The following is a 23,547-nucleotide window of genomic DNA, read 5'->3' as shown; positions in this document are numbered from 1 at the left end:
TACGAGGAGGCTTCCATGCCGCTGCAACTGGTCAGGCAGGACATCACGCGAATGCCGGTGGACGCCATCGTCAACGCGGCGAACACCAGGCTGCTTATGGGCGGCGGCGTGTGCGGTGCGATCTTCCGTGCGGCCGGGGCGCGAAGGCTGCAGAAGGCCTGCGACCGCCTCTCCCCCATCCGCACCGGTGAGGCCGTGGCTACGCCGGGCTTCGACCTGCCCGCACGGTACGTGATTCATACGGCCGGGCCGATCTGGCAGGGCGGCGGCCATGACGAGGAGAGGCTGCTGCGTGCCTGCTACCGCAATTCGCTGGCGCTGGCGGTGCGTCTGGGGTGTGCGAGCATCGCGTTCCCGCTGATTTCCAGCGGGATCTATGGATACCCGAAGGCGGAGGCGTTGCGCGTCGCCATCGACGAAATCCGACGGTTTCTGGAAGAGGAGCCGTGTACGCGGGGTGACGGTGCCGATACCGGTGAGGACGGTGGAACCGGCGCGGTAGGCGACGGCGACGGTCCCGCTGGTGATGCTTCCGACGACCTCGACGTGTACCTGTGCGTGTTCGACAAGGCGGCCTTCGCGGCCGGAACCGAGCTGGATCGTCAGATTCGGGAGTACATCGACGACCATTACGTCGCCGAGCACGCCGGCAGACCCAGTGACCGCGCGCAGGAGATGCGCGAGCTTGGGTACTGGGGTGGCGTCTCCGCCGGCGATGAGATTGAAGCGGCGGGGGAGGAACCGGAGGCCGTGGAGCCTTCGGCCACGGAACTGCCGGTTGCCGGGTCGCCCGTGCCGTTCGATGCCGCCGACGAATCGGCCGTTGTTACGCCTATGGCCGCGCCCGAGCCGCGCGGTGCCCGGTCAATCAATGCGGCAGGTGTGCGACGAGGCCCGGAGGACGATGTGCTCGCCGATCTGGACGAGCCGTTCAACGTCATCCTCATGCGGCTCATCGACGCCAAGGGCTACACCGACGTGGACGTGTACAAACGCGCCAACATCAACCGGAAGCTGTTCTCGAAGATACGATGCGGCAACGGGTACATGCCCGGCAAGAAGACGGTGCTCGCGCTGGCGATCGCCCTGCGGCTCGATATCGACGAGACGGACGATTTGCTGGCGTGTGCCGGATACGCGCTGTCGCACAGTGTGAAATTCGACGTGATCGTGGAGTTCTTCATCATCCATGGCGTGTTCGACGTGTTCGTCATCAACGAGACCTTGTTCCGGTACGATCAGCCCTTGCTTGGTCAGTGACTGCCGTTCGCCCGGTTGCGTTCCGAAGTGTCGCTTGTGAAGCGACCCATCGACCGTCCGCTGGTGCGATGCTCGTCTCATCACCGGCAAACAGCCGAGATGAGACGAAAGGACACATCATGATGATGGGCAATGGAATCAACGACGAGCGTATCGGCAATACCCGCAATAGCGAGCGTATCGGCGGCAACGACCGCACCGAACTGGTGTTCGTCGTGGACCGCAGCGGATCGATGGGAGGCCTCGAATCGGACACCATCGGCGGATTCAACGGCATGCTCGCCAAGCAGCGTGCGATTCCCGGCGACTGCTCGGTGACGACCGTGCTGTTCGACAATCGCCTCGAGACCCTGCATGACCATATCAATCTGCACGCGGTCGGCGACTTGACGCCGGACGACTACTGGGTCCGTGGCAGCACCGCCCTACTTGACGCGGTCGGCTCCACCATCGACCGCGTGGTCGCCATGCAGCGTCACACCGCTGCCCCCTATCGCGCCGATTATGTGCTGTTCGTCATCATCACCGACGGGTATGAGAATGCGAGCCGCCGATATTCGCTGGCCAAGGTGCGGCGCATGATCGAGCACGAACGCGAGAAGTGCCATTGGGAGTTCGTGTTCCTCGGCGCCAACATCGATGCGGTTCAGACTGCGGATGAGTTCGGGATCGCGCCCGAGTGCGCGGCCGATTTCCATGCGGATGGGCAGGGCGTCCAAGCTTCGTTCGCAGCCGTGGCGTGTGCTGCGACGGCCGTACGTCACGGGCATGGACTCGCAACCGGGGCCGCGGCGGACGCGTTGCGCGGGGTTCGGGAGGATTACCGGTCGCGTTCGCGCCGGTGATTCCGTCCCCGGCCGGCGAAGATGCCTGTGCTGCTGTGTGGCCATTGGCGTGCTGGAAGGCGGACTTTATCCCGCGTATGTGGGCAAACGCCGGCATTATTCCGATGGGAGCTGCTTGGAAACGTAATGTTTACATAGATGGTCGCTCTATTATGTAATAATTCCTATGGAATTACTCTTGGGTCGTAATAATTCCCGTTATTGCGGCATGGGAGGTGATTGAGCGTAGGAGGGTGATCATGCAGCAGCAGTCCGTCGTGTCGCGGCCCAAGTCATCCGAGGCGTCCCTGTCCCGGATGCCCGTGGCGTTCGAGTCGTCCTTGGTGGTTCAGTCGTCCGCGACAGTGTCCGAGCCGAAATCAGCAGTGACTCCCGGTGCGTCGCGTGGCAAGGCTTCCGGCGAGGCCTCCGATGCGCCGGCCGCTGCGGCATCCGGCGTGAATCCGCCGCTCTCCCCCGCGGCGTTGGCCATCCCGCGGTCCGGCATCCGCGACGTGTTCGATCGCGTGGAGCAGGTGCCGGACGCGATCTCCCTGACCGTCGGCGAGCCGAGCGCCACCGCTGCGCCGCACATCGTCGAAGCGGCGTGCGAGGCCGCGCGCGCCGGGCATACGCGATACACCAACGTGCTCGGCATCCCTGAATACCGTCGGGCCGTCGCCGAGTATTCCGCACGGGTGAAAGGGATTTCCTACGATCCGGAGTGCGAGATTCAGGCCGTGGACGGGGCCACGATTGGCCTGTATCTGGCATTGGCAGCCGTCGTGGCGCCCGGCGACGAGGTGATCATCCCCTCGCCGTATTTCACCTCGTATGATGCCGAGGTGATGCTCGTGGGCGGCCGTCCGGTCACGGTAGCGCTGCGTCCCGAGAACGGCATGCGCATCAATGCGGCGGACATCGAGGCGGCGATTACGCCGCGCACCCGCGCGGTGATCATCAACTCCCCCGGCAACCCGACCGGCGCGGTCACGTCGGCGGCCGAAATGGCGCGTATCGCCGAGGTCTGCACGCGGCGCGGCATCTGGGCCATCGCGGACGAGGTGTATCACCCGTTCGTGTTCGCCGATGATGACATGCGTGATACGGACGACGTGCGCAATGCTGCTGGAAAGTCGGCGGTGGCGCCCTCCATCGCTGCGGTGCCGGGCATGAAGGAGCGCACGATCGTGGTGGAAAGCCTGTCGAAGACCTACGCGATGACCGGCTGGCGCATCGGCTATCTGCTGGCGCCTGAAAATGTCATCGAACAGACTGGCAAAATCGCCGAACTCATGCACTCGTCGGTCAATTCGCTGTCCCAGTACGCCGGCGTGGCCGCGTTGACCGGTCCGCAGGATCACGTCGCCGCGATGCGCGAGGAATACCGTGCCAAGCGGCAGATTGTGCTTGACGGATTGTCTGACTGCCCGGTGCTGCGCCTCGTCAGGCCGCAGGGCGCGTTCTACGCCTTTGTGGACGTACGCCTCACGGGTCTCGATTCGGACGAATTCTCACGTCGTCTTTTGGATGAGGAACGCGTGGCCGTGGTGCCCGGTGAGGCGTTCGGCGGGGCGGGGCGCGGCTTCGTGCGCCTGTCCTATGCGGGCGACGCCGATGACCTGCGCGAGGGCGTCGCGCGGCTGCGCGCTTTCGCCGAACGGGTGTGGAACCCGATCACCGGTCGCCATAGCGCGTCCTACCATCCTGTGGCCGTGATGGCGTAGACGGCCGTGCCGTTTGTCGGCTGGCTCCCTTTGCCGGGGAGCCAGCCAAGGGCGCGCTGACAGGGTGCGGACCGGCGTATGTAGCCGGAAAAGGTCGGCCGTTCTTCGAGTTCCGGTGCTGGCGGTCGGCTATCGCATATTGCCGCGCCGTCCATGGATCACGTCAGTTCCAACGATTCGGCCACCTCGTCCACGATGGTGCGCATCGCTTCACGGGCCTGGTCCGGATTGCCGCGCCAGATGCCTTCGGCCACCGCGTCGTGGGCGTCAAGGGCGGCCGGCTTGGGCTTCTGCGGGTACATATGCAATTCCACGCGGCCTTTGAGCACGATGCCGATGATGTCCGACATGGACGCGAACAGATCGTTGCCGCTGCTGAGCAGGATCGAGGAGTGGAAGCGAACGTCGAGGTCGTGGAAGGTGTCCAAATCGCCGGCCTCACCGCTTTTGCGCAGTTCGCTGGCCATGACGGGGAACAGCGCACGAGCCTCCATGGAGGCGTTGCGGGCTGCTGCCGCGGTTGCCGCGGGCTCTACCGCCAGCCGCAGTTCGGTGAGGGTCCGCAGCTGCTCCTTGCGCTTGTCGGACATCAGCTTCCAGCGGATCACCTGAGGATTGAGCGCCGACCACTCACCCACTGGGCGCGGCATCAGCCCGACGCGGCGCCGGACGGTGACCGCGCCCATCGCCTCCAGATATTTGGCCACCTCGCGCGCCACCGTGCGGGAGGTGGAGAACCGTTCCTGAATGTCCTCCAGCGTCATGGCCTCGCCGATGGGCCAGCGGCCCTCCAGCATGGCGACGGCGAGTTCGTCGGTGATTGCCGTATGCAGCAACGCGCTTTCGTGTGACTCGTCGGGGGCGCGGTTGGCAAGCGTGACGGTGTGGGTCGGAGCTATGGCCTGGTTGGCGAACGGATTTGAGGCTGGGCGCGTAGTTGGATGTGCGGTCCGACTGGTGGCCGGGACGGTGGTCGGGACGGGGGCCGACGTCGCCGCGATGGTGTCGCTGGTGCTTTCATTCATGGCTGCTCCCTCCCTGCGTGCCGGTGTCTTTGTGGCCATGTGCTCCGGGCCATGTTCGCCGATGTATCGTGTGCCTGCTGTTTCGTCATATCTCATCATAATTGTCAAAAAAGTCATGCCATTCCGAAAATAAGTAGTACTTTTAACTTGACAAGTAAGATGAATAAGATGTATGGTAATACTCATCAACCATTGTGGTTCAACAAAGCAGTTGAAAGGACAATCCAGATGAGCATTCACGTCGTAGTGATGGGCGTCGCCGGATGCGGCAAATCCACGGTCGCCGAAGCCATTCGCGACCAGCTGGGCTACGTCATGGCCGAAGGTGATGATTTCCATCCGCAAGCCAACATCGACAAAATGAGCGCCGGCATCCCCCTGACCGACGAGGACCGTTGGCCGTGGCTGCGCGTCATCAACACCTGGATGGTGGCCCGCGAGGCGCTCCACCAGAACACTGTGGTGTCCAGCTCCGCGCTCAAGCGCGCCTACCGCGACCTGTTGCGCGAGAACGTCGACGTGTTCTTCGTGCACCTTGCCGGCTCCCAGGAGCTGATCTACAGCCGTCTTTCGGCCCGCAAGGATCACTTCATGCCACCGTCGCTGCTGGCAAGCCAGTTCAAGGATCTGCAGCCGCTCGAGTCGGACGAGAACGGCGTGGTCGTCTCGGTCGAGGGCACCATCGATGAGGTCGTCGCCCAGGCCGTGGAGGCCGTCCGCCAATATCAGGCGTCCAAGGTCATCGGCGACGCTACGGTATCCGCAGCGGCCTGATCGCCTACGAAGCCAGCCCCGGACTTCCGAACCTCAGACGTGGTAGCCGCGGCACGCTCCGTGGCCTGCCGCCGGTCCCGGCCGGTAGCCGTTGATCGCCGGTTGCCGGTCGCCGGGTATCTGCCGGCTATGCCGATGCTTTCCCGTCCGACTCCCCCTGATCGCTGACCGCCCCTGATCCCGTCTCGCATGACTGCGTTCGGGCAACAGGGCCCGATATGAGCCCGAAAACGTAACTTCAATCCTTCCAACGAATGCAAGGAATCCCATGAATCTTATTCTTGCCGCCATCATTGGCATCGCCGCCATTGTGCTGCTGATCGCCGTCGCCAAGGTCCATCCGTTCATCTCCCTCATGGTCGGTTCGTTCGTCATGGCCATCTGCGCCGGCGTGCCGTTCGACGAATCCTGGAACAGCTTCACCTCCGGCGTGGGCTCCACGGTCTCCAGTGTGGGCCTGCTCATCGCCTTCGGTTCGATCATCGGCACGCTGCTATTCGCCTCCGGCGGCGCCGACGTGATCGTGGACACGATCATGGCCAAGACGCCACTGCAGCTGCTGCCTTGGGCGATGGCGCTGATCGCGTTCATCGTCGGCATCCCGATGTTCTTCGAGGTCGGCGTCGTGATTCTCATCCCGGTGGTGCTGTTCGCCGCACGCCGCGCCAAGATGCCGGTCATCCTGCTCGGCATCCCCGCCCTTGCCGGCCTGTCCACCCTGCACGCCTTCGTGCCGCCGCATCCCGGCCCGCTGGTGGCCATCTCCGCCCTTAACGCCAATCTCGGCGTCACGCTGGCCCTCGGTCTGCTCGTGGCCGTGCCCACTGTCATCATTTCGGGCCCACTGATGTCGCGCATCATGGCCAAGTGGGTGCCGATCCCCGCACCGGAGCAGGCCGCCGAGAAGGAGGCCGTCAAGGACGAATCCAAGCGTCCGTCCTTCGCCCAGGCCATGACCGTCATCCTGCTGCCCGTGGTGCTTATGCTCGCTGCATCCGTGGTCGATCTGACCGAACAGACCGAATCCCTCTGGGGACGTACGCTGGTCTTCCTCGGTACGCCGCTGACCGCACTGTTCATCACCGCCGTGGTGGCCATGGTGCTGCTCGGCTTCATGCAGGGGCGCACCCGCGAGTTCATCAACGGCGAGGTCGGCAAGTCCTTCGCGTCCGTGGCCGGCATCGTGTTCATCGTGGCCGCCGGCGGTGGTTTCAAGCAGACCCTTGTGGATTCCGGCATCGGCGATGTGATCGCCAACGGCATTTCCGAATCCGCGATGAACCCGCTGATCGCCGGTTGGCTCGTGGCTGTGCTCATCCGCCTTGCCACCGGTTCCGCCACCGTGGCCACCGTGACCGCCTCCGGCATCATGGTGCCGCTCGCCACCGGCATGAGCCCGACCCATCTGGCGCTGCTCGTGCTCGCCATTGGCGCCGGTTCCGTGTTCTTCTCCCATCTCAACGACGCCGGCTTCTGGCTGGTCAAGGAATACTTCGGCATGACCGTCTCCCAGACGCTCAAGACCTGGTCGCTGATGGAGACCGTACTGTCCGTGGTGGGCCTCGGCTGTGTGATGCTCCTCTCCCTGGTCTTGTGATCGGTTCCCTCGGCCTCGCCCTCAACTCCTCTTCCTTCCCCTCTCCCTCCCCCTTTCTTCCACCATTTCTCCCAACCACAACGCTGTGAAAGGAATTCGCAATGCAAATCGGAATGATCGGACTCGGTCGCATGGGTGGCAACATGGCCAAGCGCCTGGCAGCCGGCAGACATCAGGTCGTCGGCTACGACATGTCCCCCGAATCGGAGCGTGACGTTGATTCGCTGGAAGCGCTGGTCGCCGCGCTCGAGGCCCCGCGCGTGGTATGGGTCATGGTGCCGGCGGGCAAGCCCACCGACGACACCATCGACCGGCTGGCGTCGTTGCTGGAGGCCGGCGACATGATTATCGACGGCGGCAACACGCGTTACGTGGATGACGCCCGTCACGCCGCGCAACTGGCCGAGCTCGGCATCCGTTTCATGGACTGCGGCGTCTCGGGCGGCGTCTGGGGCGTCGACCGCGGGTATGCGCTGATGGTCGGCGGATCGCCGGAGGACTTCGAGTTCATGCGGCCGATTTACGAGACCCTGAAGCCCGAAGGCGAGTACGGCTTGGTGCTGGCCGGACCGGTCGGCGGCGGCCATTTCGCCAAAATGGTGCACAACGGCGTGGAATACGGCATGATGCAGGCGTTCGGTGAGGGCTTCGCCACCATGGTGCGTTCCGAACTCATCGCCGACCCGGCCGCGGTGATGACCTCGTGGAAGTCCGGTTCGGTGGTCGGCTCCTGGCTGCTTGATCTGCTCGCCAACGCCTTCAAGGCCGATCCGACGTTGAAGTCCATGCCGCCGGTGGCCAACGAATCCGGTGAGGCCAAGTGGATGATCGAGGCCGCCCTTGAGCTTGGTGTGCCCACCCCGGCCACTGCGGCCGCGCTCTACGCTCGGCAGACCTCGCGCGGCGGCGGTGATGATACGCTGCGCGTTGTCTCCACCATGCGCGCCCAGTTCGGTGGCCACGTCACCAAGGCATGATTGGGACTTTCTAGCGTCCCGCGGCGGAAATTATATTTGGCTCTGTTAAACCAGAATTGACACGGACTGGTCAGGTCGGGGTTTGGCTGGGTTGATCTCCTTGGGAAATCAACCCAGCTGACTCACCTCGTATGTCAAAAGTGGTTCAACAGAGCCATTATATTTGGCTCCCCTTTGGTCGCTGGCCTACGAAGGGCGGCCTGATGGGTAGTGAATGTGTTAACGAACCTCCGAAGCGGGGACGCTAGTCATCAAACCGACTGTATGTACGCGGCTCAACGAGGGTGCCGCGTACATACAGTCCCGAACAACGCGAAAACCGACTGTAAGTTCGCGGCATATTGGTTGAGCCGCGTACTTACAGTCGGTTTTCGCGGATGGATGTGTGGACGACGTTGGTCGCATCCTCTATCTGCCTTGCGTGGGGTACTATTGTCCGGTTGCGGAAAGGCATCTGCCTTCCATGGGGTACCTCAATCAAAGAAACCCGAGTATGAACGCTGCAATATCAGCGCTTATACTCGGGTTTTCCTCGTTCTGGTACCCCATGGAAGGCAGATACCTTTCCGCAAACACCTGAATGTACCTCATTCAAGCGAGTTAGTCGGTTCGCGGTCCGGGCTGCCCGGCACGGGCGGAGGTTATGCTGCGCGGGTGATGGCCTGCTCGTAATCCTTGGTGCCCTTGAAGATCTCCTGCATCCACGGATTGACGCCCTGCTTCTTGGCGCGGACGAGGATGTAGCCGAGAGCGAGCACGTTGGCCACCAGCGCGATCAGCGAAACCACGAGGTTCACGTTCGGGTTGTTCACGGACTGCGTGGAGAACACCGAGTAGTCCTGGAACATCGGGAACACCTGCGCGAACATGCACCAGATGGCCAGCGTGAACGCGCGGTTCTGAATCCAGCCGCCCTTGTTCCAGAAGAAGTTGGCCACGGTCGGGGCCAGCAGCAGCGCCAGACCGCAGTACCAGGAGTGGGTGGGCAGGCAGTTGTAGGTGTAGCAGAAGTTCCACAGGTCGTAGGCCACGATGAACACCCAGGTCATGTCCGGCCAGAGCATGTCGTCCTTCTTCTTGGAGGCGTAGATGCCGAACCAGCCGGTCATGCAGAAGATGTTGAGGATGCCGGCCACGCCGTTGAACACGTTGTGCCAGCCGCCGTACAGGGTCACGCCTTCGGTGGAGATCCAGGTGGTGCCCCAGCCGCGGATGGCGGATTCGAAGTCGGAGACCACGGCGATGAGGATGTTGATGGCCACGATCACGAACGGAAAGCACTTGAACCAGTGCGACTTGCCGATGGAGCCCCACTTGTATTTGAGCGCCATGAAGCCGATGCAGCCGATGGTGGCGGCATATAGCTTGGCGTAGTGGAACCAGCTGGTCATGTGTACGTAGGTGGGGTTGTTGAGCGCCCATTCCGCGCCCATGGCGGCGGCGGTGTAGATGGTGATGAAGTAGACGGTCAGGACGGCCGGTACGACGAGGAAGGCGATGACGCCACCTGCTTTGGTGCGTCGGGCGAGCTCGTTGGCGCCGATAAGGCAGCAGAAGACGAGAATCCATCCAATCCATTGATATACGGCGTTGTCGCCGTAGACCTGAAACAGCATAACGGTCCTTTCCTGTGTGCTGTGCGCCCGTCAGCCCTCATTGGTGCCGGGCTATTGGCGCTCGGTCTGAGGTATTGTGCGCTGCTATGCGCGCTGTGTTGACAAAGCGTCAATTTCTCTCGCAGCTTATTGTAGCGCTCGCTTTGACATGGTGTCAATGCGGTGTGTGATGAGATATCGCGCAGGAGGCGTTGGTTCATTGTCGTCTCGGAATAGGTGGTGTCAGGGAATAGCAACCCCATGCATCCTTAGCTCTGTCGATTTTGGTTGTTTTGAGATGAAAACAAGCAGAAAACGCAAATAGAAAAACCCTTGGAATCGTTGCAATTCCAAGGGTTTTGGGAGTGGAGCATACCGGATTCGAACCGGTGACCCTCTGCTTGCAAAGCAGATGCGCTACCAGCTGCGCTAATGCCCCGTGAGAAAAAAATAGCGGCATAAAGCCGCTGTTATTTTCTGTGGGCCCGGGAGGACTTGAACCTCCGACCTCATCCTTATCAGGGATGCGCTCTAACCAGCTGAGCTACGGGCCCGTCCATGCACTTCAAAAGCGCACAAGTGATTACAATACCAGTGAATGCGAGTATGTCAACGTGTGCGTGTCGTCGGCGTGTCGCGTTTCTCGAATCGTGCGGACAGGCTTGCGGTGGGCTGTATTTGTGCGGCGCATTAGTGCGGAGCTGGCGGAAGGAACGGAGAGAAACGCACGAATGGCGGTTGGCCGTCCAAGCCTTCTCGAAGTGACGTGTTGCGGCGCTGGGCCGGTGCGAAGGTTCAGACCGTACGCCCGTCTGCGGCCAAGCCGGTGTCTGGCCGCCGCCGCACAATAACCGCATGAACATTGACGGGCTGGAAGTGCAGGTGGCGCGTAAGCCCATCAAAAACATGTACATCCGCATCAAACCGCCGAATGGCGACGTGGTGATCTCCGCTCCCCGGCGTATGGCCGACCGTGCGATCATCGACTTCGTGCGAGGTCGGCGGGCATGGATCGACGAGCATCGTCGCCGGATGATTCAGGCCCGTAATCGGGCGCTTGCGAATATGGGAGAAACAGCCGCTGGGGTCGATTCCGGCAAGGTGATGGAGACGGATGGCGGTGCTCGCGACGGGAGTTCCGCGAGATTCGCAACCGTAGGGTCTACAACTATTGGCCACGCATCTACCGGTCCCACAACCACCGGATCGGCATCCGCTAATCCGACATCCACTGACTTTCCAATACGGGCTGAAGTCACCGCGATCTGGACCGACGAACGCAAACGCGCCGCCGCGGCCTCAATCAACGCGCAGCTGCCGGCGTTGCTGGCCAAATGGGGGCCGATAATCGGCCGGACGCCCTCGCACATCACCCTGCGGCTCATGACCTCCCGCTGGGGCTCATGTACGCCGGCGACGGGACGTATCCGCCTGAACCTGCAATTGGGGCTCATGGAGCCGCGATTCCTGGAATATGTCCTGGTCCATGAGATGACACATCTGTGGGAACGAGGTCATGGCGTGGGCTTCCAACGCCGCATGACGGCTTACCTGCCGCAATGGAAGGCGTTGCGTCGCGAGCTCAACCGTCGCGTGGTGCTATAGGCGGCTGAGGGGAGTTCCTATGCCGGGATAGAGCTCCCCTCAGTCAGCTTTGCTGACAGCTCCCCTCGGAGAGGGGAGCCATGTGCAACAAGTTCATATACTTCCAACAAAAAATGGGATTTGAACTGCGTTTTCCAATCATGGAAACCGGTATTTCGTACGCTTTTCGGTCAGCTGCTACGACAATCTCGGTCATGAAATAGTGTTTGCAGTCAAGAAGTCACTCATGAAATGTTGTGGATAGTAGAAAACTCGCTCATGAAATGTGGATTTTCAAGGGAAACCCAATCATTAATACGTGTTGCCCGTGCCGGGGACTCCCCTCAGCCAGCTTTGCTGACAGCTCCCCTCAGAGAGGGGGCCATGTGCAAGCGCAGATGCATCCGATGATTGTATGGCGGCGCTTTTCATAGAGCCGTTGTGCAGAATCACTGTTTAGGGACGCTGTATAGAGTCGCTGTGTGAAGGTGCTGACCTGAATCAGCACCTTCACACAGCGACGTGCTATCGGAATACCTGTGATTACGCGGCGTCACGCGAGGTGGCTGCGCATGAACCACTGGAACTTCTCGAGCTGCTGGACGTGGTCCTGGATGACGTTGGAGCTGATGACATCCAGCTCGTCCAGCTCGGCGATGGCCTTGCGGTCATCGGCGATGAAGGCGTCGTAGTACTCGATGAGCGCCTCAAGGTACTTTTCGGTGCCGACGCGGCCATCCGTATCGAACGGCTTCCAGGTACGGTTGCGCACGATGGCGTCGGCGCGACCGTCCGGCGTGCCGCCCAGCGTGGCGATGCGCTCGGCGGTCTCATCGGCCTGGGCCAGCACGGATTCGACCTCCGGGTCGAGCATCTCGTGCACGGCGATGAAGTTCGGGCCGGTCACGTTCCAGTGCGCGTGCTTGAGGACCAGAGCGGCTTCCTGCTCCTGGCTCAGACGGTTCTGCAGAATGGCGATGGCCTTTTCGCTGGTCGCCTCATCGAGACCGGGGACCACAAATGCAAGTGTCATGATTGTTTCCTTCCTTTTCGCGTTCATAGAACGGTCCCTTCAGTCTACGCGGCCGTGTTATGCGACGGGCCGAACGGCAGAAGAACATCGGACGAACGGCGAAAGGAGGGGTTTGGCTGGGCCGGTCCTCCCAGACAAAGAGGGCCAGCCAGTAAGGAAGCTCGGAAAGCCCGAGAAACCAGAGCGATCAGGCTTTCGTCTCGGCCGATTCGGCGGGCTGCCCCTCTGCGGCGCCGGCGCGGCGGACGTCGATGGTCTCGATGCGGCGGCCGTCCACCTTGGCGACCACCATGTCGTAGCCGTCGTCGGAATGCAGCACGTCACCCACCGTGCCCATCTTGCCGGTGTGCGCGAGGAAGTAGCCGGCCACGGTCTCGTACGGGCCGTCCTCCAGTTCGATGCCGGTCAGATCGGCGAAGTCCTCGATCGTCATGCTCGCGTCGATGGTGGCCACGCCGTTGACGAACACCGTCCGGGACGTGCGCTCGCCGCCCTTTTCGGTGGGCAGGTCGTATTCGTCGCGGATGTCGCCCACAAGCTCCTCGGTCATATCCTCCAGTGTGACGATGCCGTCCGTGCCGCCGTACTCATCGATGACCACGGCCAGATGGATGCCGCGCTTACGCAACAGCTCGAGCGAGGGCAGCAGCTTGGAGGTACCGGGCAGGGAGATGCCCTCGCGCACCACGTCGCGCACGGTCTTGGCGTTCGGGTCGCGCACGTCCAGCAGGTCGCGCACATGTACGAAACCGATCACGTCGTCGAAATCCTTACCGGTCACCGGGTAGCGGGAGTACGGCTGATTGCGCACGAACGCTGCGGCGTCGGCGATGGGCTGGTCGCCCTCGATGAACACCACGTCGGCGCGGGGGCGCATGACCTCGGCCACGATGGTTTCGGAGGCGTCGAACACGTCGTCCAAGATCGTGCGTTCGTCCTTCGAGAGGTTGGTGTTCGAGCTGACCAGCACGCGCAGCTCGTCGTCGGACACCTCGGATTCGGTCTGCTGCGGGTCGAAGCCGAGCACGCGCACGATGCCGTTCGTGTTCTTGCCGATGAGCCAGATGATCGGGCGGCAGATCGTGGCGAACGCGTCGATGGCGGGCACCACGGCGCGCGCGATCTGCTCGGTACGCTGCATGGCGATGCGCTTGGGCACCATCTCCGAAATCACAATGGAGCAGTAGGAGATGATCAGCGTGAGCACGATGTTCACCAGACCGCCGGCGATGCCGGTCGGCACACCCCAGCCCTCCACCACGGGAATCAGATACGGGGAAATCGAGGAGGCGCCGAACGAGGCGGACAGGAAGCCGCACAGCGTCACGCCGATTTGCACAGTGGACAGGAAGGTGTTCGGATCGCGTGCGATTTTGGCCACTTTCGCGCCACGCGCGTCCTCCTGCTCCATCTGCTCGATCTGCGAGCCGCGCAGCGAGACCAGCGCGAGCTCGGTGCCGGAGAACACCGAGCCGAGGAGCAGAAACACAAAGATCAGGAGGATATTCAAACCAAGTGACATACGCCCCACTCTAGGGGAGCGGGGCGTCAATGCCGGTCACCGTAGCCTGTTGCCCGTTGCCGTCGCAGCCCGCGCCCGTCAACCTCCATCGTCGTCACGCCATCGCTACCGCGCCGGTTAGCGTTGCCCCGCGCCCGTCACCGATGCCGCAGTTTGGCGGCCGCGTTGCTCACGCACACGCGCAACACCACGGTGAACACCAGCACCATGAGCGCAAGGATGCCCAGATCGAACCAGAATTGGTCGGTCGTGTGTTCCCACAGGTCGTCCTTCTTGAAGGTCGGCACCTTGGTGGGGCCATATAGCAGGCCGTTGAGGTCGATATCCGAAGCGGTCGCGGAGAAGCCCCAGCGGCCGGGGAAGACCATGCTCACCTGTTCGAGACCGTCGCGCCCGGTCACCGGGATCATGCCGCCCGAGAAGACGAGCTGCGCCATCACCAGAATCACCAGCAGTGGCATGGTCTGCTCGCCGGACTTGACCAGCGCGGAACCCACCTCGCCCAGCATGGCCGAGGCCCACGCGGTGAGCCAGACCACCATCACCAGCTCGGGGATGCCCGAGTCGGTGAGCACGCCGTGGTCCGGATGCGGCTTGCCCAGACTGATCGCCGTGACCAGCAGCGCGGCCTGCAGCAGCGTCTGCAATCCCATGACGATGAGCTTCGAGCCGGTGTACGACGTGGGGGAGAGGCCCACCGCGCGTTCGCGGTCGTAGATCGTGCGTTCGGAGACGATATCCCTTACGGACAGCGCCGAACCCATGAAGCAGGCGCCCAGGATGATAAGCGAGAGCAGTTGATTTGGCTCGGTGGCGGCGTCCTTGAAGTCCGGTTCGCCCAGACCGTGCGAGCCGGGCACCACGAGTGAGAGCAACCCCAAGAACAGTGGCAGCAGCACGAGGAAGATGAGCAGGCCCGGGTCGGCGGCGATGAGATGCAGCTGCCGGGCCACCAGCGTTACCGTCTGCTTGATGCGGAACGGCTTGGCGGGCTTCTCATGCTCGGGGTGCTCGCGGATGGTCCGCTTGGCCTGCTGTGTGCGTTTGCTCGGCTCGGTGATTGAATACACGCGGTCGGGATCGGACGCGACCGCGGTGAAGATATCCGCCCACTCCTGACCGTGGAAGGCTTGGCCGAGTTCGGCGACCGTGCCGAAGAACGCCGGTTTGCCGCCGGGGGCGAGCATGAGCACGTTGTCACACAGCTTGTTGATGTACGCCAGCGAATGGGTTACCACGATCACCACGCGACCGGCGTCCGCCAACTGGCGCAGCATGGTCATCACCGTGAGGTCCAGGGCAGGGTCGAGGCCGGAGGTCGGTTCGTCGAGGATGAGCAGTTCGGGGCTGGTGAGCAGCTCGATGGCGGTGGAGACGCGCTTGCGCTGGCCGCCGGAAAGCTGGTCCACGCGGTTGCCGCGTCGGCCGGTGAGTTCCAGTTCGTCCAGTACGTGATTGATGATCTCGGTGCGTTCGGCCTTGGTGGAGCCCGGCAGACGCAGTTTGGCGGCGTATTCGAGGGCGGCGTCCACGGTGAGCTTGCGATGCACCACGTCGTCCTGCGGCACGAAGCCGATACGGCTGCGCAACAGTTCGATGTTCTGCTGCACGTCGTAGCCGTCGAACAGCACATGGCCTTCGGTCGGCGCGTTGAGACCCGCCACGATGGACGTGAACGTGGTCTTGCCGGCGCCCGAGGGGCCGATCACCGCGGTCAGCGTGCCCTTGGCGAACACCGCGTTGATGCCTTTGAGCAGGCGCGTGCCGTTGCCGACGGTCAGGCCCACGTTCTCGGCGATCACCGCATCCGTGCCGGCCAGCGGTTCGCGGTCGCGCAGCACGCCGTCGTGCACGATGAGGTCGGTGTTGCCCACCGTGACCAGATCGCCCTCCTCCAGCCAGATCTTGGCCACGCGACGCCCGTTGACGTACGTGCCGTTGGCGGAGTCGAGGTCGGTCAGCAGGATGCCGTTGCTTGTGGACGCCAGCGAGCAGTGCCGACGGGAGACGAGGTAGTCATTGATGCGAATCGTGCAGGATTCGTCGCGGCCGAGCGTGCCCTCCTGATCATGGGCCGGGTCGAATGCGCCGGTGACGCGATGCGCGGTGAGCTGCGATTCCAGATGGGCCGCCTGCGTGCTGCCCGCCAGCACGGTGCTTGGGGCGGCGGACGGGGTGTTGGACCGGGTGCCGGACTTGCGGGTGAGGTCAGTCCGTCCGTTGGAGTCCGTCCGTCCGGTGCGGTCGGTGCGGTTGAGATCGGCGTGAGGCTGGTTTTGGGTGGGGGCGGTCTGCTGCATCGGCGGCTGGGCCGGAGCGTTGCGGTGCTGCGGCCGGCTGGGCGTGTCGGGTTGGCTGATGGCGGTGGGCCGGCTCGTATGACTGGCCTGATCGAGCCGACGATTGGCCGTTGGCTGCCTGTCGTCCGGCGGAATCGGCGGACGCACGACCGATGCCGCTGATGCGGTTGGCGTCGGTGATGATGCCGGTCGGGCCGGAATCGACGGTTTCGGCCCGGCGACAGGCACCTGCTGGGCTAGTGCGGCGGGTGCCTGTGCGGCTGGCGTTTGTGCGGTTTGCGGCTGTGTTATGCGTACCTGCGTCGCCTGCGCCTGTACCGCATGTCCCTGTACCGTCTGCGCCTGCGCAACGGGCGCCGCGGACGGCATCTGCGCCGCCGCCGGTGCCGGGTCGCCCACCACGCAAGTGAGCGTGGCGTTGCGGGCCAGCATCACGGTGGTGGTCGAGGTCAGCAGTACCGAGCGGGTATGCATGCCGCGAATGGACAGGCCGTTGGCGCTGCCCATATCCTCAAGCAGCCATCCGTCCTCGGTCCAAGTGATGCGCGCATGATGATGCGAGACGTACGGATTGGGAATCACCAGATCGCAATCGGATGCGCGTCCGATGATGACGGTGTGTTTCGGGCTGACGACGTATCTGGTCGAGCCATAGTAGACGGTAAGCGCAGGTGGCATGATGCGGCTTCTTCCGATGGTCTTCTCTCGATACCCACCATCATCCCCGCATTATCGGCCCGGTGCAAGGTCGCGGTGCCATAAGTGTTCCGCCGGGCCGCGCCGCCCTTGTGCATGTGCATATCGCCTGACCGCAGCATCGCTTTGGCATAGCCCTGGTTTCGCTCCGGCGTCCCTCGTCCTCGGCGTCCCACCTCACGGGTAGGAAGCCGCATCGGAAGCCGGAGCGGGGTCGCCGTGCCGGGCGGCATCATGCCTCAGAAGCTCAGCACCTCGACCTTGCCGGACTCCAGCTCGTACCGTGCGCCCACGATCATCAGACGCTCCTCGGCGAGGGCCTGCTGAATCGCGGGGGAGCGGTCCACCAGCATTTCGATGGTGCGCGCCACATGCACGCGCTCGAAATCCTCGGCGCACTCCAGTTCGGCCTCGCGGGCCTGCCATACGGACATGCCGGCCTGTCGCATCACGATGGAGTCCGAGTTGGCAATCTGCTCGTCGAAGTCATCGATGGCGTCCGCGGTGGCCAACGAGTCGTCGGCGTTGGCGGTGATCGAGTGCATGAGCTCGTCAAGCTCGCGGTCCGCGGTCTCCAGCGCGCCGCAACGGGCGTGGCCAAGCACGCAGATGAGACTCACATGCAGTTTGTTGACCGCGTATTCCAGCGATGCCACCACCGCGTCGTCGATGATCTGGCCGGCGGTGCGCACGGTGAACAGGTCGCCCAGACCCTGATCGAAGATGATTTCGGGGGGAACGCGTGAATCCGCGCAGGCCAGCACGGCCGCATCCGGATTCTGCCCGTCGGTGAGCATGTGACGGGTCTCCTTGTCCTGCCAGGGATGCTCCGCCTTGCCGGTATAAAAACGACGGTTGCCCTGCAACATGCGGCTCCACGTCGCGTTCGCGGTGGCCTCCGCCAGGGAATCTGCCTGAGCCATGACACCTCCATGATCAATGGTTCGTACGGTTCCATCTTACTTGGAACGGGGTCATCGCCCCGGGCTCGTTCGCTGATGGGGGTGGCTGTGGGGCGGATGCGGGGCGGGTGCGGGCAACGAGCAGGCCGGGTGATTCGCGGCCAAAAGGAGCGGGGGCGGCTGTGACGAGGGTCATAGACCGATTTCGCCCGAACCGGAAGCGGTCAGGTTACGATGGAGTCGGTAACGGTACTCAGTCAGTACTTAGTCAGGAAAGGACCGAATATGACTCTTCTGCAGCACGAGCTCACCGATTTCAAGGTGAACGCCTTCCAGAACAACGAATTCCACGAGGTGACCAAGGCGGACGTGCTCGGCCACTGGTCCCTGTTCTTCTTCTACCCGGCCGACTTCACCTTCGTGTGCCCCACCGAGCTCGAAGACCTCGCCAAGAACTACGAGAAGTTCAAGGAGATCGGCTGCGAAATCTACTCCGTCTCCACCGACACCCACTTCGTGCACAAGGCGTGGCATGACGCCAACGAGAAGATCGCCAAGATCCAGTACCCGATGCTCGCCGACCCCACCGCCGTGCTGGCCAAGGACCTCGACACCTACAACGAGGCCGACGGCATGGCCGAGCGTGGCGACTTCATCGTGAACCCGGAGGGCAAGGTCGTGGCCTACGAGGTCATCTCCTCCAACGTGGGCCGCAACGCCGAGGAGCTGCTGCGCCGCGTGCAGGCCTCCCAGTTCGTCTACGCGCACGGCGACCAGGTCTGCCCCGCCAACTGGACCCCGGGCGAGGAGACCATCGAGCCCAGCCTCGACCTCGTCGGCCAGCTCTGATCTGCGCTGAATAGGTAACTTTGGCTCCCCTCTCTAAGGGGAGCTGTCGCTGAAAGCGACTGAGGGGAGTGCTCGCGAAAGCTAGCTCAATCCGATATGTTCCCCTCAGTCTCGCTACGTTCGACAGCTCCCCTCAGAGAGGGGAGCCGCTGTATGTATGTAAGGAGTTTCGATCATGACTCAGACCAACAATCTCTACGACGTCGTGGTCATCGGCGGCGGTCCTGCGGGCCTCACCGCCGGCCTGTACCTCGCCCGCGCCCGCTACCGTGTGCTCGTCCTCGAAAAGGACGATTTCGGCGGGCAGATCACCATCACCAACGAAGTCGTGAACTATCCGGGCGTCGGTCGCACCACCGGCCGTGCGCTCACCCAGACCATGCGTCAGCAGGCACAGGACTTCGGCGCCGAGTTCCTGTCCGCCGAGGCCACCGGTCTTGACGTTGACGGCGATGTCAAGACCGTGCACACCTCGCGCGGCGACCTGAAGACCTTCGGCATCCTCATCGCCACCGGCGCCTCCCCGCGCAAGCTCGGCTTCGAGGGCGAGGCGGAGTACGCCGGTCGCGGCGTGGCCTATTGCGCCACCTGCGACGGCGAGTTCTTCACCGGCAAGGAGGTGCTGGTCATCGGCGGCGGGTTCGCCGCAGCCGAGGAGTCGGTGTTCCTCACCAAGTACGCGTCCAAGGTCACCGTGCTCGTGCGTGAGGACGACTTCACCTGTGACGCTTCCGTCGCCGCCGAGGCCAAGAACAACCCCAAAATCGACGTGCGCTACGGCGTCGAGCTCAAGGGCGTCACGGCCGGTCAGGGCGGCCTGCGCGAGGCGACGATCCTCGACCGGGCCAGCGGCGAGACCGAGACGTGGAAGCCCGCCGATGGCGGAACCTTCGGCGTGTTCGTCTTCGCCGGATACGTGCCCGCCACCCAGCTTGTGCGCGGCGTGGTCGAGCTCGACGACCACGGCTATGTGGTCACGCACGGCTATCTTGAGACCTCCGTGCCCGGCGTGTATGCGGCCGGCGACCTGCGCGTCAAGAACCTGCGTCAGGTGGTCACCGCCACCGCCGACGGTGCGATCGCGGCCGTGGAGCTGGAACGGTACGCCAAGCAGCTGAGCGAGAAGACCGGTCTGGTGCCGCCGCGCCCCACCGCCTCCGCGTACGAGAAGGCCGAGGCGGCGTCCGACGCCTCCGCCGCACCGGGCACCACGCCGGCCCCGGCTCCCGCCAAGCGCAGCGCCGATGCCGCCGCGGCCGCCGCACAGACGGCGAAGCAGCCCGGCGAACTGTTCTCCGCCGCCATCAAGCAGCAGCTGGGCGTGGTATTCGGTCGCATGACGCGCCCGGTCACGCTGGCCCTTGAGCTGGATAACACCCCGCTTTCCGCGGAATTGCAGGGATTCGTAGGCGAGATGGTTGCACTGTCCGGCGGCAAGCTGAATTCCGTGGCCGTGGACGCCGCCGGTGTGATCACCGCAATCGACGGCTCGTCCGTGCCGGCCGGTCTGGTGGTTGGCGAACCGCTGGAGGTCGTGCTTCCGGGCGCTGGTGCTGGTACTGGCTCTGCAGCGGGCACCGGTGACGGTGCCGCGTCGCTGCCGCTGTACGGTTCGTTGGACGATTCCGGTCGTGCCGAGTTCGACCCGGCCGGCGTGCTGCCGCTCGCCCGCCCGGTCGTGCGCCTGTGCGTCGCGGCCGAAGGCGATGGCGCCGACAAGAGCGTCCTGACCTTCACCGGCCTCGCCTTCCACGGCGTGCCTTCCGGCCATGAGTTCAACTCGTTCGTGCTGGGCCTGTACAACGCTGCCGGCCCCGGCCAGCCGCTCGGCGACGACCTCAAGGAGCGCACGGCGGCGATCAAGGAGCCGACCGACATCATGATTCTCGTCTCCCTGACCTGCACGATGTGCCCGGAGACCGTGCTGTCCGCGCAGCGCATCGCCTCGCTGAACCCGGCCGTGCGTGCCGAGGCCTACGACGTCTCGCACTTCCCGGAGCTCAAGGACCAGTACGGTGCGATGAGCGTGCCCTGCATCGTCATCAACCGGCCTGACGGCGCCCAGACGGTCGAATTCGGCAAAAAGAGCATTCCCCAGATGCTCGAGCTCGTCGGCGCCTAGATTTTCGGGCTTTCTGGGATTCCCGGAATTCCCGAAAACCTGCCTTGCGGTCCTCGCAATCCCGAGACTGGTCCTCATCACAGTCGCACTAATGCCCGGAATTCGGATGCATCCGAATTCCGGGCATTATCATGTGCGATGCGCAGGGTTTCATCCCCCGGAGTATGGCGTCGAATCCCGAACGCCGGCATCTTTCACTCTCCTTTCAATAATTCTTTCATGTAAGAACTTGAATTCTTACATGTTAGAATTATTGAAAGAGTGGTGAAATGGGAAAGGACCGCGGCGATGATTCCCGACAAGGAAAGCCTGACCGTAGAGTTCAAAAGCGAGCAACGCAGACCGCAGACCGATGACGAAATTGTGGATAATGTGGTGGCGCTGGCTAACACGCAAGGTGGCGTCCTGTACCTTGGCGTGGAGGATGACGGAATCGTGACCGGTGTGGACAAGCATCACCGGAATATCAATGGGCTGGCGGCTTTCATTTTCAATAAAACAGTGCCGCAGCTTTCCGTGCGTGTTGCGTTATTGCAGGAAAACGGCAAACCTGTAGTGAGCATTGAAGTGGACAATAGCCAACAGATTGTATCCACCAGTCAGGGAAAGACGCTGCAGCGCCGTCTTAAAGCAGACGGAACACCGGAAGTCGTTCCGTTGTTCGTTGCGCAATTCATCAGCCGTCTATCCCAGCAGCGCTCCTATGATTTCAGTGCGCAGCCGGCTCCGGAAGCGCAGCTGAGCGATTTGAGTTCTGAGTCGCGGAACAAGTTGAGAAGTCATATTCGCAGCGCCAACGCTCATAATTCATTGCTGTCTTTTGACGACGAGGATTTCGATCGGGCGCTCGAGTTAGTGGTTGACGGCCCCTATGGGCTGCAGCCGTCCGTTGCTGGTTTGTTGACCATCGGATCCATCGATGCTATTCGCCGATCGGTCCCCGCTGCATCTGCGGTGTTTCAGGTGATGAAAGGTCTGGTTCCCAAGGTCAACACGGATCCATTCATATTGCCGTTGGTGGATATGTTTGATCGTATCGGTGAACTGATGGAGCCATGGAACCCCAGTCATGAAATCATGAGTGGTCTTATCCGCGTCGATTTACCTGATTTCGACCATGGGGCGTTCCGCGAAGCGATGATCAACGCGTTTTGCCATCGCGATTATGCGCGGATGGGTTCGGTGAGATTTCTGGTTGACGATGAAGGATTGACCATAGCCAATCCCGGGGGATTTATCGAGGGAGTCTCCGAGGCTAATCTGCTCACTGCACAACCTCGTTCGCGCAATCCGCAGCTTGCCCTGATTCTCAAAGCTGCTGGATATGTTGAGCGGACCGGTCGAGGGGTGGACACCATTTATGCGGGATCGCTCGCGTCGGGTGGCGCGTTCCCTGATTATTCGCAGTCCAGCGCCGAAGAGGTTGTTCTGTTCTTACGCCGTATGGTACCGGATAAGGCGTTCGTGACAATGATCGGTGACGAGGAGCGACGACGTGGCGCTCCGCTGCCGGTTTGGTCGTTGATTGTGCTTTCGCTATTGAAGGAGCACCGCAGATTGACGTTGTCCCAGCTTGGTGAGTTCTCTCATCTGGAGCACCGTCGTATCACTTCCGCTGTTGAAAGCCTGGTGGAGTCGGGCCTTGTGGAGGGGGTCGGAAACGGTGGTACGCGAGCGTATATGCTGAGTGCGCAGGTGTATAAGCGTTCTGATGGCATGACGTCCTATGTGCGGCAGCGCACTATTGATGCCACGCGTCGTAAGGGTCTTATTCTGGAGTTCGCCGAGAAAAATGGAGGCACCGTTGCCACGGCAGATGTCATGGATTTGTTTGGGCTGAGTTATATCAGCGCGTATAGGTTGCTGAAGCAACTGGAGGACGGTAATAAACTGCGGCGCGAGGGGAGCGGACCGTCATCGCGTTATGTATTGGTGTGACCGGTATGAGCAGGCGTGCATATCGCCTATCCTTTCACTCTCCTTTCAATAATTCTTTCATGTAAGAACTCGAATTCTTACATGAAAGAATTATTGAAAGAATTCGAGTCTTTGCCGAGAATCGAATAGCCGGCAAAGGAGGTTTTCCGTTCCACTGGGGGTGCGGGCGCAGCTCGGTGATGAATGGCTTGGGTGAGCTTTGGCGGCTGACGATGTTGATTGGGATGAGAACCAGCGATGCGGAGTTCTCCAATGCGTGATTATATGAGCCTTCGCCAGTTTGTGTGGTGGGGTGTTGAGCCTTGGCGTCGTGGCCGGGGCTTTTTCGTGTGCGGGTATGGAAGGGGCGTTCGCCTGTTAGGTTTGTTTCCGCCAAGAAATGGAACCGAAGAACAGGGGAACGCCTATGCCCACCATATCAGCCGGCGCGCTCAAGCGCATGCTGCATCTGCCCGCCAACGTCGTGATCGGCACGCCCCGCGTCGAACGGGATCACGCCGGCCGTGAGATCGTCGTCGTCCCGGTCCGCCCGTATGCGAGTGTCATGGGCCGGTGCGCTGAATGCGGCGGGCATGGCCGGCCGTATGACCGTCTGCCCACGCGACGATGGCGGCATCTCGACATCGGCTGCGCGAGGCTTTTCCTGGAGTACGCGCCTCGGCGCGTGACCTGCGCCGGGCATGGCGTGACGGTCGCGATGGTGCCGTGGGCGAGACGCAAGAGCGCGTACACGTATGACTTCGAGCAGCAGGTCGCGTGGCTGAGCGTGCACGCGCCCAGAAGCGCCGGGTCGGCCCTGACTCGCGTCGACTGGAAGAGCGT

General features: G+C 62.6%; 17 protein-coding genes and 2 tRNA genes. 11 read left to right on the top strand and 8 right to left on the bottom strand.

The window, feature by feature from the left end; genetic code table 11:
• Window positions 1-15 precede the first annotated feature (15 nt).
• The 3 genes from BMYO_RS04990 to BMYO_RS04980 all read left to right on the top strand — a co-directional run bounded on the left by BMYO_RS04990 (window position 16) and on the right by BMYO_RS04980 (window position 3,811).
• Window positions 16-1,260: a macro domain-containing protein gene (locus tag BMYO_RS04990; RefSeq protein ID WP_094667423.1), complete on the top strand. Its 1,245-nt coding sequence runs from the start codon at window positions 16-18 to the stop codon at window positions 1,258-1,260.
• A 119-nt stretch (window positions 1,261-1,379) separates the two neighbouring features.
• Window positions 1,380-2,105: a vWA domain-containing protein gene (locus tag BMYO_RS04985; protein WP_233428159.1), complete on the top strand. Its 726-nt coding sequence runs from the start codon at window positions 1,380-1,382 to the stop codon at window positions 2,103-2,105.
• 296 nt (window positions 2,106-2,401) lie between these two features.
• Entirely contained in the window at window positions 2,402-3,811 is a 1,410-nt protein-coding gene (locus tag BMYO_RS04980) for a pyridoxal phosphate-dependent aminotransferase (RefSeq protein ID WP_094667449.1), read from the top strand.
• Window positions 3,812-3,969: 158 nt separating this feature from the next.
• Here the strand turns inward: BMYO_RS04980 and BMYO_RS04975 are convergent, their stop codons facing one another.
• Window positions 3,970-4,836 (bottom strand): FadR/GntR family transcriptional regulator, encoded by an 867-nt coding sequence (locus BMYO_RS04975; protein WP_094667422.1) that lies wholly within the window; start codon window positions 4,834-4,836, stop codon window positions 3,970-3,972.
• A gap of 228 nt (window positions 4,837-5,064) precedes the next feature.
• On the opposite strand from BMYO_RS04975, the gene BMYO_RS04970 reads away from it, so the two are divergent.
• The 3 genes from BMYO_RS04970 (at window position 5,065) to gnd (ending at window position 8,184) form a co-directional block, all read left to right on the top strand.
• Window positions 5,065-5,610, top strand: a complete 546-nt coding sequence (locus BMYO_RS04970) for a gluconokinase (RefSeq protein ID WP_094667421.1) — start codon at window positions 5,065-5,067, stop codon at window positions 5,608-5,610.
• Between the two features lie 268 nt (window positions 5,611-5,878).
• A complete protein-coding gene (locus BMYO_RS04965) occupies window positions 5,879-7,207 on the top strand; it encodes a GntP family permease (RefSeq protein WP_094667420.1) in 1,329 nt (442 codons plus the stop codon).
• 101 nt (window positions 7,208-7,308) lie between these two features.
• The gene (gnd, locus tag BMYO_RS04960; RefSeq protein ID WP_094667419.1) at window positions 7,309-8,184 is read left to right on the top strand and encodes a phosphogluconate dehydrogenase (NAD(+)-dependent, decarboxylating); all 876 of its coding nucleotides are present in this window, start codon (window positions 7,309-7,311) and stop codon (window positions 8,182-8,184) included.
• Between the two features lie 641 nt (window positions 8,185-8,825).
• Here gnd and BMYO_RS04955 read toward each other — a convergent pair.
• The 3 genes from BMYO_RS04955 to BMYO_RS04945 form a co-directional block, all read right to left on the bottom strand.
• Complete coding sequence (locus BMYO_RS04955; RefSeq protein ID WP_094667418.1) at window positions 8,826-9,800, bottom strand: DUF5692 family protein; 975 nt, start codon at window positions 9,798-9,800, stop codon at window positions 8,826-8,828.
• Window positions 9,801-10,145: 345 nt separating this feature from the next.
• Window positions 10,146-10,218, bottom strand: a tRNA-Ala gene (locus tag BMYO_RS04950).
• Between the two features lie 41 nt (window positions 10,219-10,259).
• A tRNA-Ile gene (locus BMYO_RS04945) sits at window positions 10,260-10,333 on the bottom strand.
• Window positions 10,334-10,634: 301 nt separating this feature from the next.
• Here BMYO_RS04945 and BMYO_RS04940 point away from each other — a divergent pair.
• Window positions 10,635-11,384, top strand: coding sequence for a YgjP family zinc-dependent metalloprotease (locus BMYO_RS04940; protein ID WP_094667417.1), 750 nt, complete (start codon window positions 10,635-10,637; stop codon window positions 11,382-11,384).
• Between the two features lie 532 nt (window positions 11,385-11,916).
• Here BMYO_RS04940 and BMYO_RS04935 read toward each other — a convergent pair.
• The 4 genes from BMYO_RS04935 to BMYO_RS04920 form a co-directional block, all read right to left on the bottom strand.
• Window positions 11,917-12,396, bottom strand: coding sequence for a Dps family protein (locus BMYO_RS04935; RefSeq protein ID WP_094667416.1), 480 nt, complete (start codon window positions 12,394-12,396; stop codon window positions 11,917-11,919).
• A gap of 187 nt (window positions 12,397-12,583) precedes the next feature.
• Window positions 12,584-13,918 carry a hemolysin family protein gene (locus BMYO_RS04930; protein ID WP_094667415.1) on the bottom strand — a complete coding sequence of 445 codons (1,335 nt, stop codon included), beginning with the start codon at window positions 13,916-13,918 and terminating at the stop codon, window positions 12,584-12,586.
• A 137-nt stretch (window positions 13,919-14,055) separates the two neighbouring features.
• On the bottom strand, window positions 14,056-16,896 hold the full coding sequence (locus BMYO_RS04925; protein WP_094667414.1) for an FHA domain-containing protein: 2,841 nt from the start codon (window positions 16,894-16,896) through the stop codon (window positions 14,056-14,058).
• Window positions 16,897-17,153: 257 nt separating this feature from the next.
• Window positions 17,154-17,837, bottom strand: a complete 684-nt coding sequence (locus BMYO_RS04920; RefSeq protein ID WP_094667413.1) for a carbonic anhydrase — start codon at window positions 17,835-17,837, stop codon at window positions 17,154-17,156.
• Between the two features lie 264 nt (window positions 17,838-18,101).
• Here BMYO_RS04920 and ahpC point away from each other — a divergent pair, with 264 nt between their 5' ends.
• The 4 genes from ahpC to BMYO_RS04900 all read left to right on the top strand — a co-directional run.
• Window positions 18,102-18,665: an alkyl hydroperoxide reductase subunit C gene (gene ahpC, locus BMYO_RS04915; RefSeq protein WP_094667412.1), complete on the top strand. Its 564-nt coding sequence runs from the start codon at window positions 18,102-18,104 to the stop codon at window positions 18,663-18,665.
• Window positions 18,666-18,840: 175 nt separating this feature from the next.
• Window positions 18,841-20,787 (top strand): FAD-dependent oxidoreductase, encoded by a 1,947-nt coding sequence (locus BMYO_RS04910; protein ID WP_094667411.1) that lies wholly within the window; start codon window positions 18,841-18,843, stop codon window positions 20,785-20,787.
• A 288-nt stretch (window positions 20,788-21,075) separates the two neighbouring features.
• On the top strand, window positions 21,076-22,725 hold the full coding sequence (locus BMYO_RS04905; RefSeq protein WP_094667410.1) for an RNA-binding domain-containing protein: 1,650 nt from the start codon (window positions 21,076-21,078) through the stop codon (window positions 22,723-22,725).
• Between the two features lie 406 nt (window positions 22,726-23,131).
• The coding region (locus BMYO_RS04900; RefSeq protein ID WP_169834051.1) for a helix-turn-helix domain-containing protein at window positions 23,132-23,547 on the top strand (416 nt) is incomplete at its 3' end.

It is taken from the genome of Bifidobacterium myosotis, assembly GCF_002259745.1.
GTDB classification, from domain to species: Bacteria; Actinomycetota; Actinomycetes; order Actinomycetales; family Bifidobacteriaceae; genus Bifidobacterium; species Bifidobacterium myosotis.
Note: the sequence above shows the minus strand (reverse complement) of the source record. Positions and strands in the feature narration are given on the sequence as shown.

What these genes read in the sequence shown, in the direction of transcription:
- BMYO_RS04990 (WP_094667423.1), top strand. Translation starts at nt 16, where the DNA reads ATGCCGCTGCAACTGGTCAGGCAGGACATCACGCGAATGCCGGTGGAC.
- BMYO_RS04985 (WP_233428159.1), top strand. Translation starts at nt 1,380, where the DNA reads ATGATGATGGGCAATGGAATCAACGACGAGCGTATCGGCAATACCCGC.
- BMYO_RS04980 (WP_094667449.1), top strand. Translation starts at nt 2,402, where the DNA reads ATGCCCGTGGCGTTCGAGTCGTCCTTGGTGGTTCAGTCGTCCGCGACA.
- BMYO_RS04975 (WP_094667422.1), bottom strand. Translation starts at nt 4,836, where the DNA reads ATGAATGAAAGCACCAGCGACACCATCGCGGCGACGTCGGCCCCCGTC.
- BMYO_RS04970 (WP_094667421.1), top strand. Translation starts at nt 5,065, where the DNA reads ATGAGCATTCACGTCGTAGTGATGGGCGTCGCCGGATGCGGCAAATCC.
- BMYO_RS04965 (WP_094667420.1), top strand. Translation starts at nt 5,879, where the DNA reads ATGAATCTTATTCTTGCCGCCATCATTGGCATCGCCGCCATTGTGCTG.
- gnd (WP_094667419.1), top strand. Translation starts at nt 7,309, where the DNA reads ATGCAAATCGGAATGATCGGACTCGGTCGCATGGGTGGCAACATGGCC.
- BMYO_RS04955 (WP_094667418.1), bottom strand. Translation starts at nt 9,800, where the DNA reads ATGCTGTTTCAGGTCTACGGCGACAACGCCGTATATCAATGGATTGGA.
- BMYO_RS04940 (WP_094667417.1), top strand. Translation starts at nt 10,635, where the DNA reads ATGAACATTGACGGGCTGGAAGTGCAGGTGGCGCGTAAGCCCATCAAA.
- BMYO_RS04935 (WP_094667416.1), bottom strand. Translation starts at nt 12,396, where the DNA reads ATGACACTTGCATTTGTGGTCCCCGGTCTCGATGAGGCGACCAGCGAA.
- BMYO_RS04930 (WP_094667415.1), bottom strand. Translation starts at nt 13,918, where the DNA reads ATGTCACTTGGTTTGAATATCCTCCTGATCTTTGTGTTTCTGCTCCTC.
- BMYO_RS04925 (WP_094667414.1), bottom strand. Translation starts at nt 16,896, where the DNA reads ATGCCACCTGCGCTTACCGTCTACTATGGCTCGACCAGATACGTCGTC.
- BMYO_RS04920 (WP_094667413.1), bottom strand. Translation starts at nt 17,837, where the DNA reads ATGGCTCAGGCAGATTCCCTGGCGGAGGCCACCGCGAACGCGACGTGG.
- ahpC (WP_094667412.1), top strand. Translation starts at nt 18,102, where the DNA reads ATGACTCTTCTGCAGCACGAGCTCACCGATTTCAAGGTGAACGCCTTC.
- BMYO_RS04910 (WP_094667411.1), top strand. Translation starts at nt 18,841, where the DNA reads ATGACTCAGACCAACAATCTCTACGACGTCGTGGTCATCGGCGGCGGT.
- BMYO_RS04905 (WP_094667410.1), top strand. Translation starts at nt 21,076, where the DNA reads ATGATTCCCGACAAGGAAAGCCTGACCGTAGAGTTCAAAAGCGAGCAA.